The following is a 15020-nucleotide window of genomic DNA, read 5'->3' as shown; positions in this document are numbered from 1 at the left end:
TGCTCAGCCGTTGGTGAAGTACCCGAACAGGTCGGCGATCACGTGGGTGCTGCCCATGTGGTTGACGATGTCGAACCTGCCGTCGGCACTCACCGGGGTGGTGACCTGGTTCGGCACGTCGCGGCCGGGCACCGGGTTCAGGTTGCTGGTGTCGGGGACGGCGGTGCCGGTGGCGTGCACGATCAGGTGGGTCGCGGCGGTCGTCCCGGTGGCGGTGATGTTGGCTACCGCCGCGAAGGCGCCGGCCGGCACGCCGCCGACGGTCCGCGAGCCGCCCTGGCCGAGCGCCCCGCCGCCCTGCCGGCTGTCCAGCAGCCGGGCGGGTACGACGGGCGTGAACAGGCCCTTGCCGTCCGGGCTGTAGTAGCCGAAGACGTCCACGATCACCTGGGTGCTGCCCAGGTGGTTGTACAGGTTGACGGTGCCGTCCGTCCCGACCGGGACGATCACCTGGTTGGGGACGATCTGCCCGGGCCGCACATTCAGGTTCGAGGCGGACGGGCGGCTGGTGCCCGCCGGGTAGGCGGTCAGGAAGCTCTCGGCGGTGGCGTCGGCGGCGGTCACGTTGAGGACGACCGAGGTGGCGTTCGCGGGCACGCCGCCGGAGCCGGTGACCTTCAGCGGACGCACCGCGTCCTGGCCGATCGGGGCGTCGCCGGGCTTGCGGGTGTCCAGCAGCCGGGCGGGCGCGACGCCGCTGAACTTCCCGGTGCTGTCGGCCTTGTAGTAGCCGAGGACGTCGACCACCACGCCCACCGCGCCGCCGGTGTTGGCGATGGTGACGTTGCCGTCCTCGCCGATCGGCACCGTCACCACGTTCGCGACGTCCTGGTTGGGGCCGTAGTTGACGTTCGAGGTGGTCGGCCGCTCACCCCGGTTGGGGGTCGCGCTGAGGAATCCGTTGCCGGTGGCCCCGGTGGCCGTCAGGTTGAGCACCACCGCGGTGGCGCCCTGCGGCACCACCGGGATCCGGACGTTGTTGTACTCGACCTCGTTCTCGCGCACGAAGACGTCGAGGGAGCTCCAGGCCCCGCGCTGGGTGTAGCGGCTGTTGGTGACCCGGGTGTCGGCCACCCGGACGGGCGCGATCGCCGTGAACCCGGCCGCCGTGTAGGCGGCGGTCACCTGCAGGCTGGTGCTGGCCGTGCGGTCGGCCCAGTCGGTGGCGGTCAGCGTGACGGTATAGGTGCCGGGCCGGGCGTAGGTGTGGCCGAAGCCGTCGTAGTAGTGGGAGTCGGACGTCCCGTCACCGAAGTCCATCGAGTACGACTTGATCTGCCACGGGCTGGTGGTGTCGTTGGTGTTCAGGTCGAAGCCCAGCGGGTCGGTGCGGCTGGGCCACGCCTTGAGCACGGGCGTCAGCGGGGCGTCCGGCCTGGCCTCGACGTAGCCCGGGTACGAGACGACCCGGTGACCGGTGCTGTCCGTCGCGGTGATGTACGGGGTGAACACGCCGGCCTGGGTGTACGTGTGCCGGACCTTGACCTCGGTCGTCACCAGCGGCGCGGAACCGTCACCGAAGTCGTAGCTGTAGGTGACGCCGGTCGGCCAGGTGTTGTAGGGCGTCGCCGTGAACTCGACGGCGTACGGGAGCGCGCCCCGCATGCCGGGGCCGGCGGGGTGGTCGGCGGAGCGCGTGTCGATGCCGACCTCGGTCAGGCCCTGCACCTCCGCCGCGCCGCGGTCGCGCAGGCTGCCGTGCGGGCCGGTGCCCGCGACCAGCGGATTGTCCACCACCGCACTGCCGTACAGGTCGGTGTCCGGCAGGCCCGGCACGTCGGGGTCGGCGGAGTCGATCGCGGCGGTGTCGCCGTTGCCGGGGCGGTGGAAGAGGTTGTCGGTGAAGGCGATCGCCGCGTCCACGTCGTGCGCGCCCTGCCCGGTGGCCGCGGTGAAGGCCGCGGGGGACAGGTGCCCGGCGCCGCCCCAGCTGTAGGCCTCCGTCCCGCTCAGCGGGTGGACGATGTTGTAGTCGACCTTCGTCGCCGCGGTGGAGCCGGCCGCCACCGAGATCGGCGCGCCGCGCGGGATCGTGCCCTGGGAGACGACGATGTTGTTCTCGACCACCGAGCCGGCGGAGGCGCCCAGCAGGGCGATGCCCGGGCCGTTGCTGCCCACCACCGTGTTGTTGACGACGACCGTGCCGGGCCCGTCGGTGATGCTCAGCCCGCCGCCCTGGGAGGTGCCGATGTCGTTGCCGATGAAGGTGGTCCGTTGCGAGCCGGACTCCACCACGACGCCCGCGTTGGCGTAGAAAACCGACCGGGTGACGGTGACCTGGTCGCTGTGCCCGGTCACCCGGAGCGCGGCCGAGCCGGCCGGCAGGGTCTTGCCGAGGTACCACTCCGCCATCAGTTGGTCGACCTGGATCCGGCTGGAGTCCTTGATGACGACCGGCTGGGCGGTGTTGTTGATCAGGAATCCCCGGATCACCACGTCGGAGGCGCCGTCCACGGTGAAGACGTGCCCGGTCGTGCTGGTCAGGCTGGGCTGGTGACTGTAGGTGTACATGCCGATCGGCGCGCCGTTGATGACGATCGGATGCCCCGGGGTGCCCGAGCGGGTCACCCGGACCTCACCGGTGAAGTCGGTGTCCGGCGCCACCTGGACGGTCTGGCCGGGCTGCGCCGCGTCGACGGCGGCCTGGAGGGTGCAGTACGGGCGGGCGGCGGTGCCGGTGCCGGCGTCGCTGCAGTTGGCGGCGGCCCGGTTGTCGACGTTCAGGACGCCGCCCGCGTCGGCGTGCGCCGTGATGGCGGGCAGGCCGAGGACGGCGGAGACGGTGGCGGCGGCGAGGCCGACGGCATGACGGATGCGCATCTGTCTGTTCCCCCTGGAGGCGGCCGCCCGCGCGTCCGCGCGACGGGCTGACCGGCGGGATCCGCTGTGGGCCCCGGGCTCCAGCGGTTCTGAGTGAAAATCAGACTAGCGCCGTGAAGATCGTGTGTGCCACGGGGTATCCCCGGTGGGTGCCGTACCGCGGTGCCCCGGCCCGGGGCACCGCGGTACGGCCCGGTCAGGCGTCCTGGACCGGGACCGCCTGCGCGCGGGGGCGCTCCGCGCCCGGCTGCGCGGGGAGCTCGGCGCCGCCGGCGGCCCCGTTCATCGTCCCCAGCAGCTGGCGGGCCAGGCCGAGGCCCGTCCCGCCCATGGTCAGCGCCTTGGCGAACATCTCGCCCATCCCCTCGGCGCCGTTGAGCAGCACCATGTGCTCGACGTTGCCGAACGCCTCGGCCCCGGCCCGGACGATCTCCGGCCAGTTCTCGGCGAGTTGCTGGGCGACCACGGCCTCCTGGTTCTCCGCCAGGGCGGCCGCGCGGGCCTTGATCGCCTCGGCCTCGGCCAGGCCGAGCGCCCGGGCGGCCTCCGCCGCCGCCAGGCCCTTGGCCTCGGCGGCGGCGGCCTCCGCCTGGCCGGTGGCCCGGGTCGCGTCCGCGGAGGCCAGGCCCCTGGCCTTGGTGGCCTCGGCCTCGGCGAGGGCCGCGATCTTCACCCGGTTCGCCTCGGCGGCGGCCTTCAGCTCGGTCTCCTTGGCCTGGGCCTGGGCGGCCGAGATCCGGGCGTCGCGGTCGGCGTCGGCCTTGGTCCGGGTCTCGTACGCGCGGGCGTCGGCGGGCTTGCGGACGTCCGCCTGCAGCTGCTGCTCCTTGCGGTGCGCCTCCAGCTCGGCGACCTTGGTCTCCTGGACCACGACCTCCTGGCGGGAGGCGGCCTGGGCGAGCGGGCCGGCCTGCATGGCGCGGGCCGTCGCGGTCTCCATCTCGGCCTGGTAGCCGGCCTGCTGGATGCCGCTGTTGCGGGTGGCCTCGGCCTTGCGGGCGAACGCCTCCTGCTCGGCCTCGGTGGCCTGGCGGTCCGCCTCGGCCTGGGCGATCCGGGCGTCCCGCATGACCCGGGCGGCGTGCGGGGCGGCGAGGTTCTGGATGTACCCGGTCGGGTCCAGGATCTCCTGGATCTGCAGCGAGTCGATGATCAGGCCCAGCTTCTCCATCTCCGTGCCGGAGGCGGCCCGGGTCTCCCCGGTGAGCCGCTCGCGGTCGCGGATCATGTCCTCGACGGTCAGCCCGCCGACGATGGAGCGCAGATGGCCGGCGAAGACGTTGTGGACGCGGTGGCCCATCATCGCCTGCTGGTCCAGGAAGCGGCGGGCGGCGTTGGCGATCGACACCGTGTCGTCGCCCACCTTGAAGATCACAACGCCCTTGACGTGCACCGGGATCCCCTGCGAGGTCACGCACTCGACGTCGAGGTCGGCCTCGTTGAGGTCCAGCGACAGCTTGCGGACGACCTGGACGCCCGGGGTGACGAGCGTCCCGCGGCCGGTGACGACCCGGAACCCCAGCCCCTCACCGACTCCCTCGGCGCGGTGCTTGGACCCGGAGATGATCAGTGCCTCGTTGGGCTCGGCGACCCGCCACATGAGCTTGAAGAGCACGATCAGGATGATGATCGAGGCGACGGCCGCCCCTGCGATGCCGATGAGCATCGGCTGATTCCCCCTTCAGGGCACACCGGTTCCGTGGCTGCGCTCTGTTGTGCAGGATGGCGCGGAACACGGTGGCAGCGGAGATTCTGCGCCTGTTCCGATCACTTGGGAAGCAGCTGGTGTCCTGATTCTGTATCAGCCGGTCAGGCCGGTGTTACGTACACCGTCCGTGGCGGCTGGTACTCGACCACGACCACCCGGGTGCCGACCGCCAGCCGCTCCCCGGGGAACGCCGGATGGGCGAGGAACGCCTCCGACCCCTGCCTGGCCACCACGTGGATCATCACCTCGCCGACCAGACCGTCGCCGACCGTCCCCGTCACCCGTCCCGTGCTGCCGACCACCGCGGACCCCTCTCCGTCGGCTCCCAGTGTGCCCGCGCGGCCGCTTCCTGGACCCCCTCTGGACCGCCACCCGCGGTGCCCGCTACGGTGTTGAGGTCTTGTTGCGGACAAAACCGTCCGTAGACACGGGAGCTCGGAGCACCGGGCTGAGAGGGCGCTGAACGGTACGCCACCACGCGTACCAACCGCTGCGTCGACCGCAGGAACCTGGACCGGGTAATGCCGGCGTAGGGAGTAGAAGGTCAGATGACCATGTTCGAAACACCGGAGAAGTCTGCCCAGAGCCCGGCGGGCGGCGCGGCCGGCAGCCCGGTCAGCAGCGCGGCCAGCGGCTACCCGACCCCCGCCTGGCGCAAGGCCTACCGTGAGGGATCCCGCCCCGACCTGCGGGTTCCGTACCGCGAGGTGGTCCTCACCAACGGCGGGAGCGTCCCGCTGTACGACACCTCGGGCCCGTACACCGACCCCTCGTACGAGCCGGACGTCCGGCGCGGCCTGCCGGCCCTGCGCGACGCGTGGATCCGCCAGCGCGGCGACGTCGAGGAGTACGACGGCCGCGAGGCCCGCCCGGAGGACGACGGGATCAAGCACACCTCGCCGCGCGGCGGGGACCTGCGCAACCTCGACGCCGTCTTCCCCGGCCGCCCGCGCCGCCCGCTGCGCGGCCGCGACGGCGCGGCCGTCACCCAGCTCGCCTACGCGAGGCGCGGGATCGTCACGCCGGAGATGGAGTTCATCGCCCTGCGGGAGGGCCTGGAGGCGGAGTTCGTCCGCTCCGAGGTGGCCCGCGGCCGGGCGGTGATCCCGCTGAACGTGAACCACCCGGAGGTCGAGCCGGCGATCATCGGCACCAACTTCCTGGTGAAGATCAACGCCAACATCGGCAACTCCGCGGTCACCTCCTCGATCGAGGAGGAGGTGGAGAAGATGACCTGGGCGACCCGCTGGGGCGCCGACACCGTGATGGACCTCTCCACCGGCCGCAACATCCACACCACCCGTGAGTGGATCCTGCGCAACTCGCCCGTCCCGATCGGCACCGTGCCGCTGTACCAGGCGCTGGAGAAGGTCGACGGCAAGGCGGAGGAGCTGAGCTGGGACGTCTACCGCGACACCGTGATCGAGCAGTGCGAGCAGGGCGTCGACTACATGACCGTGCACGCCGGCGTGCTGCTTCGGTACGTGCCGATGACGGCCCGGCGCAAGACCGGCATCGTCTCGCGCGGCGGCTCGATCATGGCGGCCTGGTGCCTGGCCCACCACCGGGAGAACTTCCTCTACACCAACTTCGAGGAGCTCTGCGACATCCTCGCGAGCTACGACGTCACCTTCTCGCTCGGTGACGGCCTGCGCCCCGGTTCCACCGCGGACGCCAACGACCAGGCGCAGTTCGCCGAACTGCAGACCCTCGGCGAGCTCGGCCGGATCGCCCGGGACCGGGACGTCCAGGTGATGATCGAGGGCCCCGGCCACGTCGCGATGAACAAGATCAAGGAGAACATGGATCTCCAGAAGGAGATCTGCGACGAGGCGCCGTTCTACACCCTCGGCCCGCTCACCACCGACGTCGCCCCCGGCTACGACCACATCACCTCGGGCATCGGCGCGGCGATGATCGCCTGGTGGGGCACGGCGATGCTCTGCTACGTCACGCCCAAGGAGCACCTGGGCCTGCCCAACCGGGACGACGTGAAGACCGGCGTCATCACCTACAAGATCGCCGCGCACGCCGCCGACCTGGCCAAGGGCCACCCCGGCGCCAGCGACTGGGACGACGCGCTCTCGGACGCCCGGTTCGAGTTCCGCTGGGAGGACCAGTTCAACCTGGCCCTCGACCCGGAGACGGCCCGGGCCTTCCACGACGAGACGCTGCCGGCGGAGCCCGCCAAGACGGCGCACTTCTGCTCGATGTGCGGCCCGAAGTTCTGTTCGATGAAGATCTCCCAGAAGATCCGCGACGAGCACGGAGACGGATCGACGGCGGTGGCGACGGAGTTCGACCCGGAGGCGGCGGCCGGCATGGCCGCGATGTCGGCCGAGTTCGCCGCCAAGGGCAACCGGGTGTACCTGCCGTTGGCGGACTGACGGTCCGTCGCGCCCCGTCGGGTGCGTGACGAGGCGTGGAGCAGCGCTGTTCCGGGGGCAGGAGGGGGCTCCCGGAGCAGCGCTGTTTCCGGTGCCCCGCGCTCTCGGGGCTCGCCCGGGACAGTGCCTCGGCGATGATGGCGGCGGCGTCGCGGGGATCGGTCCGGGCCAGGGCGAGGAGGGCCTCCAGGCCCGCTCGCGCGACCGACCTGAAGATCACGGCGGTCTCGGACGGGAGTTCCGAGGCCGGGTCCTCCTCGGCCTGGTAGCGGCCGGTCCTCCTGATCGCGGGAAGCACCTCGTGGGTCACCCAGCGGCGGAACCTCTTGGCGTCGGGCTTCCTGGAACGAAGGATCAGTGAGTAGAGGCCGGACTCGCTGACGATGGAAAGCTGCTGGTCACCGCCAGGGGTGCGGATAGTACCCGCACCCTTTGCGTCGTCGTCGAGCCCTCGCACGGCGTCATGCACGCGCGCGATCCGGAGCACCGAGGCGACATCCGCGGCCACCCACCAGGGCTCCCCGTCGATGGTGACCACACGGACCTCGTGGCCCTGGCGCCTCGACTCGTTCGGACCGCGGCCGGGCGCCCGGGGTGTCGGCGGCGGCCGGGGTTCAGGCGCCGGCGTCCTGCGGGTACCAGCGGAGCTCGACGGTGTTGCCGTCCGGGTCCTGGACGTAGACCGAGGTGGCGCTGCCGCGGGCGCCGTAGCGGCCGACCGGCCCTTCCAGGACGGTGAAGGTGCCCGAGTCGATGACCTCCTGCCAGTCCAGGGGCTCCACGGTGAGGCAGATGTGGTCGACGTTGGACTCGCCCCGGGCGCCGTCCACCAGGTCGATGATGGTCTCCGGGGTGATCCGGACCGAGGGGAACGGCGCCTTGCCGGCGCGCCACTCGTCGACCCGGACCGGCTCCAGGCCGAGCGGGCCGAGGTAGAAGTCCAGCGCCCGCTCGACGTCCTGGACGTTGAGGACGAGGTGGTCGAAGGCCTTCACGCGAAGGTTCGGCATCGGTGCTCCCGGGTGGTGGGTTGCGGCGGAGAGGGTGTCCGGCCTGCTGTCTTCCATGATTCGCCGGTGGGAATCCGGCATCAAGGCACGATCGGAATACGATCGTTGAGCAGGATTAAACGACGGGGGTACGACATGTGGGAGCGGCTGGAGACCCGGATCTTCCTGACGCTGGCCGAGGAGCTGCACTTCGGCCGGACCGCCGAGCGGCTGGGGATCACCACCGGCCGGGTCAGCCAGGTGATCGGGAAGCTGGAGCGCCGGATCGGCGGCACCCTGTTCGAGCGCACCAGCCGCAGCGTCCGGCTGAGCGCGGTCGGCCGGCAGCTGGCGGACGACCTGGCCCCCCTGGTGGCCGGCATGGAGCAGGCCCTGCGGCGGGCCGCCGACGCGGCCCGGGGCGTCACGGGCGAGCTGCGGGTGGCCTTCCTCGGCGAGTGGACGGCGCCGGTGCTGCTCAAGGCGGTCGCGCTGTTCACCGAGCGTCACCCCGAGTGCCGGGTGGACGTGCGGGAGGTGCAGTTGTCCAACTCCCGGGCAAGCCTGCTGGACGGCTCGGTCGACGTACTGATCGCCTCCTACCCGTTCGACGGGATGGCCTGCGGGCCGGTGCTGCTGACGGAGCCAAGGGTGCTGGCGGTGTCCGCCGGGCACCCGCTGGCCGGCGAGGAGTCGGTGTCCGTCGAGGTGCTGGCGGAGCACCCGGTGATCCAGTACCCGGCGGTGACCTCCGCCGCCTTCAAGCGGGACCGTACGCCGGACCGTACGCCGGCCGGCCGCCCGGTGCCGGCCGGCCCGGCCGGCGGGACCTTCTCCGAGATGCTCACCCTGGTCGCCATGGGCAGGGGCGTCCTGCCGGTCGGCGCCCACTCCCGGCAGTACTACCCGCGTCCTGACGTCGCCTACGTGCCGATCCGGGACGCCCCGCCGATCGAGCGCGGTCCGGTCTGGCTGGAGGGCAACACCACCGCGCGGGTACGCGAGTTCGTCCGGGCGGCGGCGGACGCCGCGGGCGGGCCGGCGGGCCCGGGGGCGACAGCCCGGAGCTGATCCTGCGGTGGGGGCGCCGACCGACGCGAGGTGAGGCGGGCCTGCCCGGTGGGGGCGGCGGCGGGGGCGATCGGCCACCGCGGCGCTGACTTCGAAACGATTTGTCAGGACATCTGCTGACGCGGAAAGTCACGGAAAAATATCGGAGTATACGCGGACCGTCGCGGTCCAGTAGCGTACGCCGTCGTCCCCGTCGATCGCTTGTCCGATATACCCACAGGATTTCTCTTGAATCTCGACTTCAGCGCCGAGCCCCTCTTCTCCTGGTACGTCGTGCTGCTGTGCATCAGCGGTGTCGCGATGGTTGCCATCGGTGCCGTCAATTTCGGTGCCCTCAGCATCGGCTGGCGTATTTTCAACGCGGTCGCCGGTGTCGGCTTCCTCGGTTACGGCATCTACCTCGGATTCATCTTCGAGGGCGGCGAGTACCTGCTGTTCTTCAAGGCGTTCATCCTGCCCGGCGTGCTGATCTTCAACTTCGTCCGTTCGCTGGCCACCCGCGGCAACGCGCCCGCGCCGCAGGTCTTCCAGCCGGCCCAGGCCTACCCGGCGGACGCGCCCGCCCAGCCCTTCCAGCCGGCCGCGCCCGCTCAGCCGGCGCCCGTGCAGCAGCCGGGCCAGGCGAACCAGGCAGGCTGAACCGGCCGGCCCGGGGCAGCTGCTCCGGGCACGTCGGACCAGTGACGGTCGAACGCCGTCCCACAGGGCCCGTCCGCCACCGGGACGGCGTTCGGCGTGTCCGCCGCGCCGCCTCCGGGGCGGGCCCGGTCCGTCCTTCCGGGGGAGTCAGACGTCGTCGGGGCTGGTGAAGGCGGGCGGGCTGTAGCCCGGGCTGCTGAACTCGGCCGTGCGCGGCGTGCGGCCCTCGGGGTCGGTGACGCCCTCGACCCCGGGGCTGGAGAAGCCGGGGCTGCTGAAACTCGCACCGCTGTAGCCGGGACTGCTGAAGTCCGGCGGGGTGGGCGGGTCGCGGTGCTCGCCCGTGCTCTCGGCGGCCGGCGCGGCCCGGGGCGCCGGGGTGAACGGCGGCAGCGCGGGCTCCGAGTCCAGGTTGGCCCGCAGGTAGGGCAGCAGGGCGCGGTCCCGCAGCGCGAGCTGCCAGGCCCGGCGGGCGTCGGCCACCTCGGCGCGCAGTTCGGGATCGGTCTCGTCCGGCGGACCGGCGCCGTCGCGCAGCGCGGTCAGGACGAGTCCGACGATGCCGATGACCATCGCGCCGGCGCCGATGGCGAGCGCGAGCCAGCCCGCGGTGAGCAGGGAGCGGCCCAGCACCAGCTCGGGGGCGGCGGTGCTCAGCACGTACCCGAGCAGCAGGAAGACCAGCCCGGCGGCGCCGGCCAGGATCGGCGCCAGGACGGTGAGCACGGGGAAGAGGCCCGCGCCGTCCTCGGAGCTGAGCTGGGCGGCGAGTTCGCCGATGTTCCGAGGGCCGGTGCTGCGCGGGGTGGACTCGTGGACGGGGGCGGGCCGCGGCCGCCCGGTCCCGGCGCGCAGGTTGTCGCGCAGCCGGGTGTAGTGCTCGTACTCGACGGCGGCGCCCGAGGCGATGGCGCTCGCGGCGAGCAGCGCCTTGGTGCGCAGCTGCTCGGAGGTGAGGCGGGCGGTGTTCCCGGTGCCGGTGCTGCCGGTGCCGGTACCCGGTTCGCGTTCGCGCAGTGCCGCCAGGATGGTTCCGTCGCGCAGTGCTTCGTCGAGGAGGCGCTCGAAGTCCGGGCGGTCCTCGGCCAGCAGGTGCGGGGCGTTGTTCATGCGGACCCCGTTCGCTCCGTCACGGAGGTGGATTTCCGCACCGGGGTACGCCTTCGGAGGGTGGGGCCGGGGCGGCCTGGTGCGGTGTGCCTCGATGGTAGGGGCGGGTGGGGGCGCACAGACAGTCGGTTTCCGGAATTTCAGCGCCGGGGGCGTGCGGGATGCTCCCTGGCATCCCTTCCGGACCGGTTCAGTTGACGGGCAGTCGGGCGATCAGCAGGCGGCCTTCCATGGTGACGCCGCCGTCCATGGCGACGGCCAGCTCGTCGGCGTAGACGTACGGGCCGGGGATGTGCGGGGGCGCGCCGTCCTCGGCGTGGGCCGCGCCGGTGAGGTACGGGATGGGGCTGTGGCCGTGCACGACGCGCCGGCCGCCGTAGGCGTCGAGCAGCTCGTGGACGGCGGTGGGGCCGGCGTTGCCGCGGAAGGCGAACCGCTTGGTGAAGCGGCGGAAGGCGTCCCACCACTCGTCGGCGCCCTCGTCGGCGAGCAGGTTGTGAACGGCGTCGTTGACCTCGGCGATCGACTCGCCGTACTCCAGGTAGGCGGTGGTGTCGGAGTGCAGCAGCAGGTGGTCGTCCTCCAGTGCCATCGCGGGCAGCCGGGACAGCCAGCTGATGTGGTGCGACTCCAGCCGGTCGAGGTCGTGCTGCTGGCCGCCGTTGAGCCGCCAGGCGGCGAGGAAGGAGGCGGTGCCGGCGGTGGACTGCACGGGTTCGTCGCCGTAGCGGTGCGCGCCGAGGAAGAGCAGTTCGTGATTGCCCATCAGGGCGCGGCAGTAGCCGCCGGCGGCGGCGGCCTCGGCGGCGAGCTGCATGACCAGGTCGATGACGCCGATGCCGTCGGGGCCGCGGTCGGTGAAGTCGCCGAGGAACCAGATCCGGGAGCGGCCGGCGGACCAGTGGCCGTCGGCGTCGATCAGGCCCTGGTGGCGCAGCTCGGCGACCAGCTCGTCGAGGTAGCCGTGCACGTCGCCGACGACGTACAGCGGGCCGGGGGGCTCGCTGGGGTCGGGCGCGGGGTACGGGGTGGAGTAGGGCAGGCCGTCCTCGGTGAGCGGGGGGCCCAGCTCGATGGTCGGCGGGTCCTCGCGCGACGGCGCCGGCTGTGCGGCGAGGTCGTGCAGGGTGGGCTCGTGCGGGACCTGCGCCTGGAAGGAGGGGTCCTGGTAGCCGGGCTCCTGGAAGCCTGCCTCCTGGTAGCCCGGTTCCTGGAAGGCCTGCTCCTGGAAGGCGGGATCCTGGAAGGCCTGCTCCTGGAAGAGCGGCTGGTGCTGGTCCTCGCGGTGCGGGGCGCTCTGCTGCGGGGCGGAGGGCCAGTGCTGTTCGAGGTAGCGGGCGCCGCCGTAGGCGCTGTACGTCTCGGAGTAGCCGTCGGTGTAGCCGGTGGGTTCCGCGGGCTCGAAGTAGGAGCCGTAGGGCAGCACGTCGAGGTCCGGGTGATGGCGGGGGCCTGAGTCCGGCTGTTCAGGCCCGGGGAAGCGGTCCTCGGGTGTCATCCGCCCATCATAGGAAGACCACTCTCCCGGCGTCCTCACCTGGTGGGTATCCAATTCTCCGGAGCGTCAGTCGGGCGGCCCGTGAGGTCCGTTTTGTCCGGGACTGAGTGGACTAGACCTCGCCGGGGGAGCGGGGCGGGCTGACGGTGGTTCGGGTGCTGCGGCGCTGGGAGGAGGCCCGGACGATCAGCTCGGTGGGCATCAGGGTGCCGGGCGGCGGTCCCGTCCCAGCGGTCCGGAAGCGGGGCGGGAAGAGCCGTCCGACGTCCACCCCGGTGCCCGAGTCGACGCCCTCGATGGCGTCGATCAGCAGGTTGACCACGGTGGTGCCGATCCGGCGCGGCTTGAGCGACAGGGTGGTGATCGGGGGCTCGGTGCCGGCGTAGACGTCGCTCTCGCTGCAGCAGACCAGCAGCAGGTCGTCGGGCACCCGCAGGCCGTACCGGCGGGCGGCGGCCAGCAGGTCGGTGCCGTTCGGGTCGAAGAGGCCGTAGACGGCGTCCGGGCGGTCCGGGCGGGCGAGCAGCCGGTCGGCCGCCACCGCGCCGGCCGCCGGGTCGTGGGCGGGGTAGGTCTCGTACACCGGCTCCTGGCCGACCCGGCCGCACCAGCCGAGGTAGGCGTCGGTGGAGAGCCGGGTGTACGTGTCGGTGCTGGTGCCGGTGAGCAGGCCGATCCGGCGGGCGCCGGACTCGGTGAGGTGGTCGAGGATGCCCAGGACGGCGGCCTCGTGGTCGTTGTCGACCCAGGCGGTGACCGGGCAGTTGCCGGGCTTGCCGTCGCTGACCACCGGCACGCCGGACCGGTAGAGCTCGCTGACCAGGGGGTCCTGGTCGGGCGGGTCGATCACCACGGTGCCGTCCAGGGCGATGTTGCCCCAGACGTCGTGTCGGGACGAGGCCGGCAGTACCACCAGGGCGTAGCCGCGGCCGAGCGCGGCGCTGGTGGCGGCCCTGGCCATCTCGGCGAAGTAGGCGAACTCGGTGAAGGTGAACGGCTCCTCGCCGTAGGTGGTGACGGTCAGGCCGATCAGGCCCGACCTGCCGGTGCGCAGGGTTCGGGCGGCGGCCGAGGGGCGGTAGCCGAGGCGCTCGGCGACCTCGCGGACCCGGCTTCTGGTCTCGTCGGGCAGGCGCCCCTTACCGTTCAGCGCGTCGGAGACCGTGGTGATCGACACTCCGGCGGCTGCTGCCACATCCCGGATGCCGGCCCGCTCCAGACGTCGTGAGGTGGTGGGTCGCCGACCGCTCTGGTTGGCTGCTGCTGTCATGGCGGACCGATCGTATGGCTCATGACGGCTCCCTGTGACCGGGGCGGTCCGAAGCGGAGAAGATACGTTTCTCCATGAACGAGGCGGTGGCGGTCCCTTCGATACCCGGCGGAAATCAGCCGTCTTACCTCTGACATGTGCCATTGGAACCCGGCAGAATGGCTGATCTGCACCCCTCGGCCCGCCGGGCATGTCACTCCTACGGGTGAGCGCGGTCGGTATCGTTCAAGGCACCCGGCCGGGGCGGGTGCGCACCCCGGTACCCCGCGTACGGCGATCCCGTCACGCGGCGGACATGATCAGCACCGCGCACCTGCAAACAGGCCGCGCGGCAGCAGAGCACAGAAGGAGACGAGCGTGAGCGGTACGGCAGCGCAGGGCCCCCGGCTGAGGCCGACCCTGGACGGCATCCCCACCTACAAGCCCGGCAAGCCCGCCGGAGCCGACGCCTACAAGCTGTCCTCCAACGAGAACCCGTACGAGCCGCTGCCCGGCGTGCTCGACGCGGCGGTGGCGGCGGCCGGCTCGTTCAACCGGTACCCCGACATGGCGGTCTCGGAGCTGACGGAGGAGCTCGCCGCGCGCTTCGGCGTCCCGGCCGAGCACATCGCCACCGGCACCGGCTCGGTCGGCGTCGCCCAGTCGCTGATCCTCGCCACGGCGGGCCCCGGCGACGAGGTGATCTTCGCCTGGCGCTCCTTCGAGGCCTACCCGATCATCACCCAGGTCGCCGGCGCGGTCCCCGTCCCGGTGCCGCTCACCGCGACCGAGGACCACGACCTCGACGCGATGCTCGCCGCGATCACCGGGCGGACCAGGCTGATCTTCGTCTGCAACCCGAACAACCCGACCGGCAACGCGATCCACCGCGCCGAGCTGGAGCGCTTCCTGGACGCCGTCCCGGCCGAGATCCTGGTCGTCCTCGACGAGGCCTACATCGAGTTCATCCGCGACGCCGAGGTGCCCAACGGCATCGAGCTCTACCGCGACCGCCCGAACGTCTGCGTCCTGCGCACCTTCTCCAAGGCGTACGGCCTGGCCGGGCTGCGGGTCGGCTTCGCCGTCGCGCACGAGCCGGTCGCCACCGCGCTGCGCAAGACCGCCGTCCCGTTCGGCGTCAGCCAGCTCGCCCAGGACGCGGCGGTCGCCTCGCTGCGCGCCGAGGACGCCCTGCTGGTCCGGGTCGAGGCCCTGGTCGAGGAGCGGGCCCGGGTGCTCGCCGCCCTCGTCGCCCAGGGCTGGACGGTCACCGACTCGCAGGCCAACTTCGTCTGGCTCCGGCTCGGCGAGCGCACCCTGGACTTCGCCGCCGCCTGCGGCGCCGCCGGTGTGATCGTCCGCCCGTTCCCGGGCGAGGGCGTCCGGGTCTCGATCGGCGAGGCGGCCGGCAACGACATCTTCCTCGCGACCGCCGAGACCTTCCGCAAGGCCCTGTAGCGGCCCGCCCGCCGCGGCCCCGGCCCGTCCGGGTGCCCGTGCCGGGCCCGCCCGCGCCGTGACGAGGGGGCGCACCGCCGACGCGGTGCGC

11 protein-coding genes, 1 pseudogene and 1 riboswitch are annotated in these 15020 nt (G+C 72.3%); of the genes and pseudogenes, 4 read left to right on the top strand and 8 right to left on the bottom strand.

From position 1 onward, the window contains the following. Window positions 1-3: 3 nt before the first annotated feature. The 3 genes from OG689_RS20660 to OG689_RS20650 all read right to left on the bottom strand — a co-directional run bounded on the left by OG689_RS20660 (window position 4) and on the right by OG689_RS20650 (window position 4830). Entirely contained in the window at window positions 4-2820 is a 2817-nt protein-coding gene (locus tag OG689_RS20660; protein ID WP_266322372.1) for a PKD domain-containing protein, read from the bottom strand. A gap of 196 nt (window positions 2821-3016) precedes the next feature. Next, a complete protein-coding gene (locus OG689_RS20655; RefSeq protein WP_266322371.1) occupies window positions 3017-4486 on the bottom strand; it encodes a flotillin family protein in 1470 nt (489 codons plus the stop codon). Between the two features lie 143 nt (window positions 4487-4629). Continuing rightward, on the bottom strand, window positions 4630-4830 hold the full coding sequence (locus tag OG689_RS20650) for a hypothetical protein (RefSeq protein WP_266322370.1): 201 nt from the start codon (window positions 4828-4830) through the stop codon (window positions 4630-4632). Between the two features lie 115 nt (window positions 4831-4945). Beyond that, a riboswitch (TPP riboswitch) is annotated at window positions 4946-5081 on the top strand. Between OG689_RS20650 and thiC the strand changes: the two genes are divergently transcribed. Further along, a complete protein-coding gene (gene thiC, locus OG689_RS20645; protein WP_266322369.1) occupies window positions 5077-6915 on the top strand; it encodes a phosphomethylpyrimidine synthase ThiC in 1839 nt (612 codons plus the stop codon). It overlaps the preceding riboswitch by 5 nt. 301 nt (window positions 6916-7216) lie before the next feature. Here the strand turns inward: thiC and OG689_RS45050 are convergent. Together OG689_RS45050 and OG689_RS20640 are read right to left on the bottom strand one after the other, a co-directional pair. Next, window positions 7217-7453 (bottom strand): annotated as a pseudogene (locus OG689_RS45050) (Bro-N domain-containing protein); the annotation flags it as partial. Window positions 7454-7529: 76 nt separating this feature from the next. Then, entirely contained in the window at window positions 7530-7925 is a 396-nt protein-coding gene (locus OG689_RS20640; RefSeq protein ID WP_266322368.1) for a VOC family protein, read from the bottom strand. A gap of 105 nt (window positions 7926-8030) precedes the next feature. Here OG689_RS20640 and OG689_RS20635 point away from each other — a divergent pair, with 105 nt between their 5' ends. Both OG689_RS20635 and OG689_RS20630 read left to right on the top strand, forming a co-directional pair. Then, window positions 8031-8975, top strand: coding sequence for a LysR family transcriptional regulator (locus OG689_RS20635; protein ID WP_266322367.1), 945 nt, complete (start codon window positions 8031-8033; stop codon window positions 8973-8975). 228 nt (window positions 8976-9203) lie between these two features. Beyond that, entirely contained in the window at window positions 9204-9614 is a 411-nt protein-coding gene (locus OG689_RS20630; protein WP_266322366.1) for a hypothetical protein, read from the top strand. Window positions 9615-9761: 147 nt separating this feature from the next. Here OG689_RS20630 and OG689_RS20625 read toward each other — a convergent pair whose 3' ends face one another. The 3 genes from OG689_RS20625 to OG689_RS20615 all read right to left on the bottom strand — a co-directional run bounded on the left by OG689_RS20625 (window position 9762) and on the right by OG689_RS20615 (window position 13492). Then, complete coding sequence (locus OG689_RS20625) at window positions 9762-10724, bottom strand: hypothetical protein (protein WP_266322365.1); 963 nt, start codon at window positions 10722-10724, stop codon at window positions 9762-9764. A 190-nt stretch (window positions 10725-10914) separates the two neighbouring features. Then, on the bottom strand, window positions 10915-12222 hold the full coding sequence (locus OG689_RS20620; protein ID WP_266322364.1) for a metallophosphoesterase: 1308 nt from the start codon (window positions 12220-12222) through the stop codon (window positions 10915-10917). Window positions 12223-12334: 112 nt separating this feature from the next. Continuing rightward, window positions 12335-13492 (bottom strand): LacI family DNA-binding transcriptional regulator, encoded by a 1158-nt coding sequence (locus OG689_RS20615; RefSeq protein ID WP_266322362.1) that lies wholly within the window; start codon window positions 13490-13492, stop codon window positions 12335-12337. Window positions 13493-13849: 357 nt separating this feature from the next. Between OG689_RS20615 and hisC the strand changes: the two genes are divergently transcribed. Beyond that, complete coding sequence (gene hisC, locus OG689_RS20610) at window positions 13850-14929, top strand: histidinol-phosphate transaminase (protein ID WP_266322360.1); 1080 nt, start codon at window positions 13850-13852, stop codon at window positions 14927-14929. Window positions 14930-15020 lie beyond the last annotated feature (91 nt).

The sequence above is a fragment of the Kitasatospora sp. NBC_00240 genome (genome assembly GCF_026342405.1).
Taxonomy (GTDB): Bacteria; Actinomycetota; Actinomycetes; order Streptomycetales; family Streptomycetaceae; genus Kitasatospora.
Note: the sequence above shows the minus strand (reverse complement) of the source record. Positions and strands in the feature narration are given on the sequence as shown.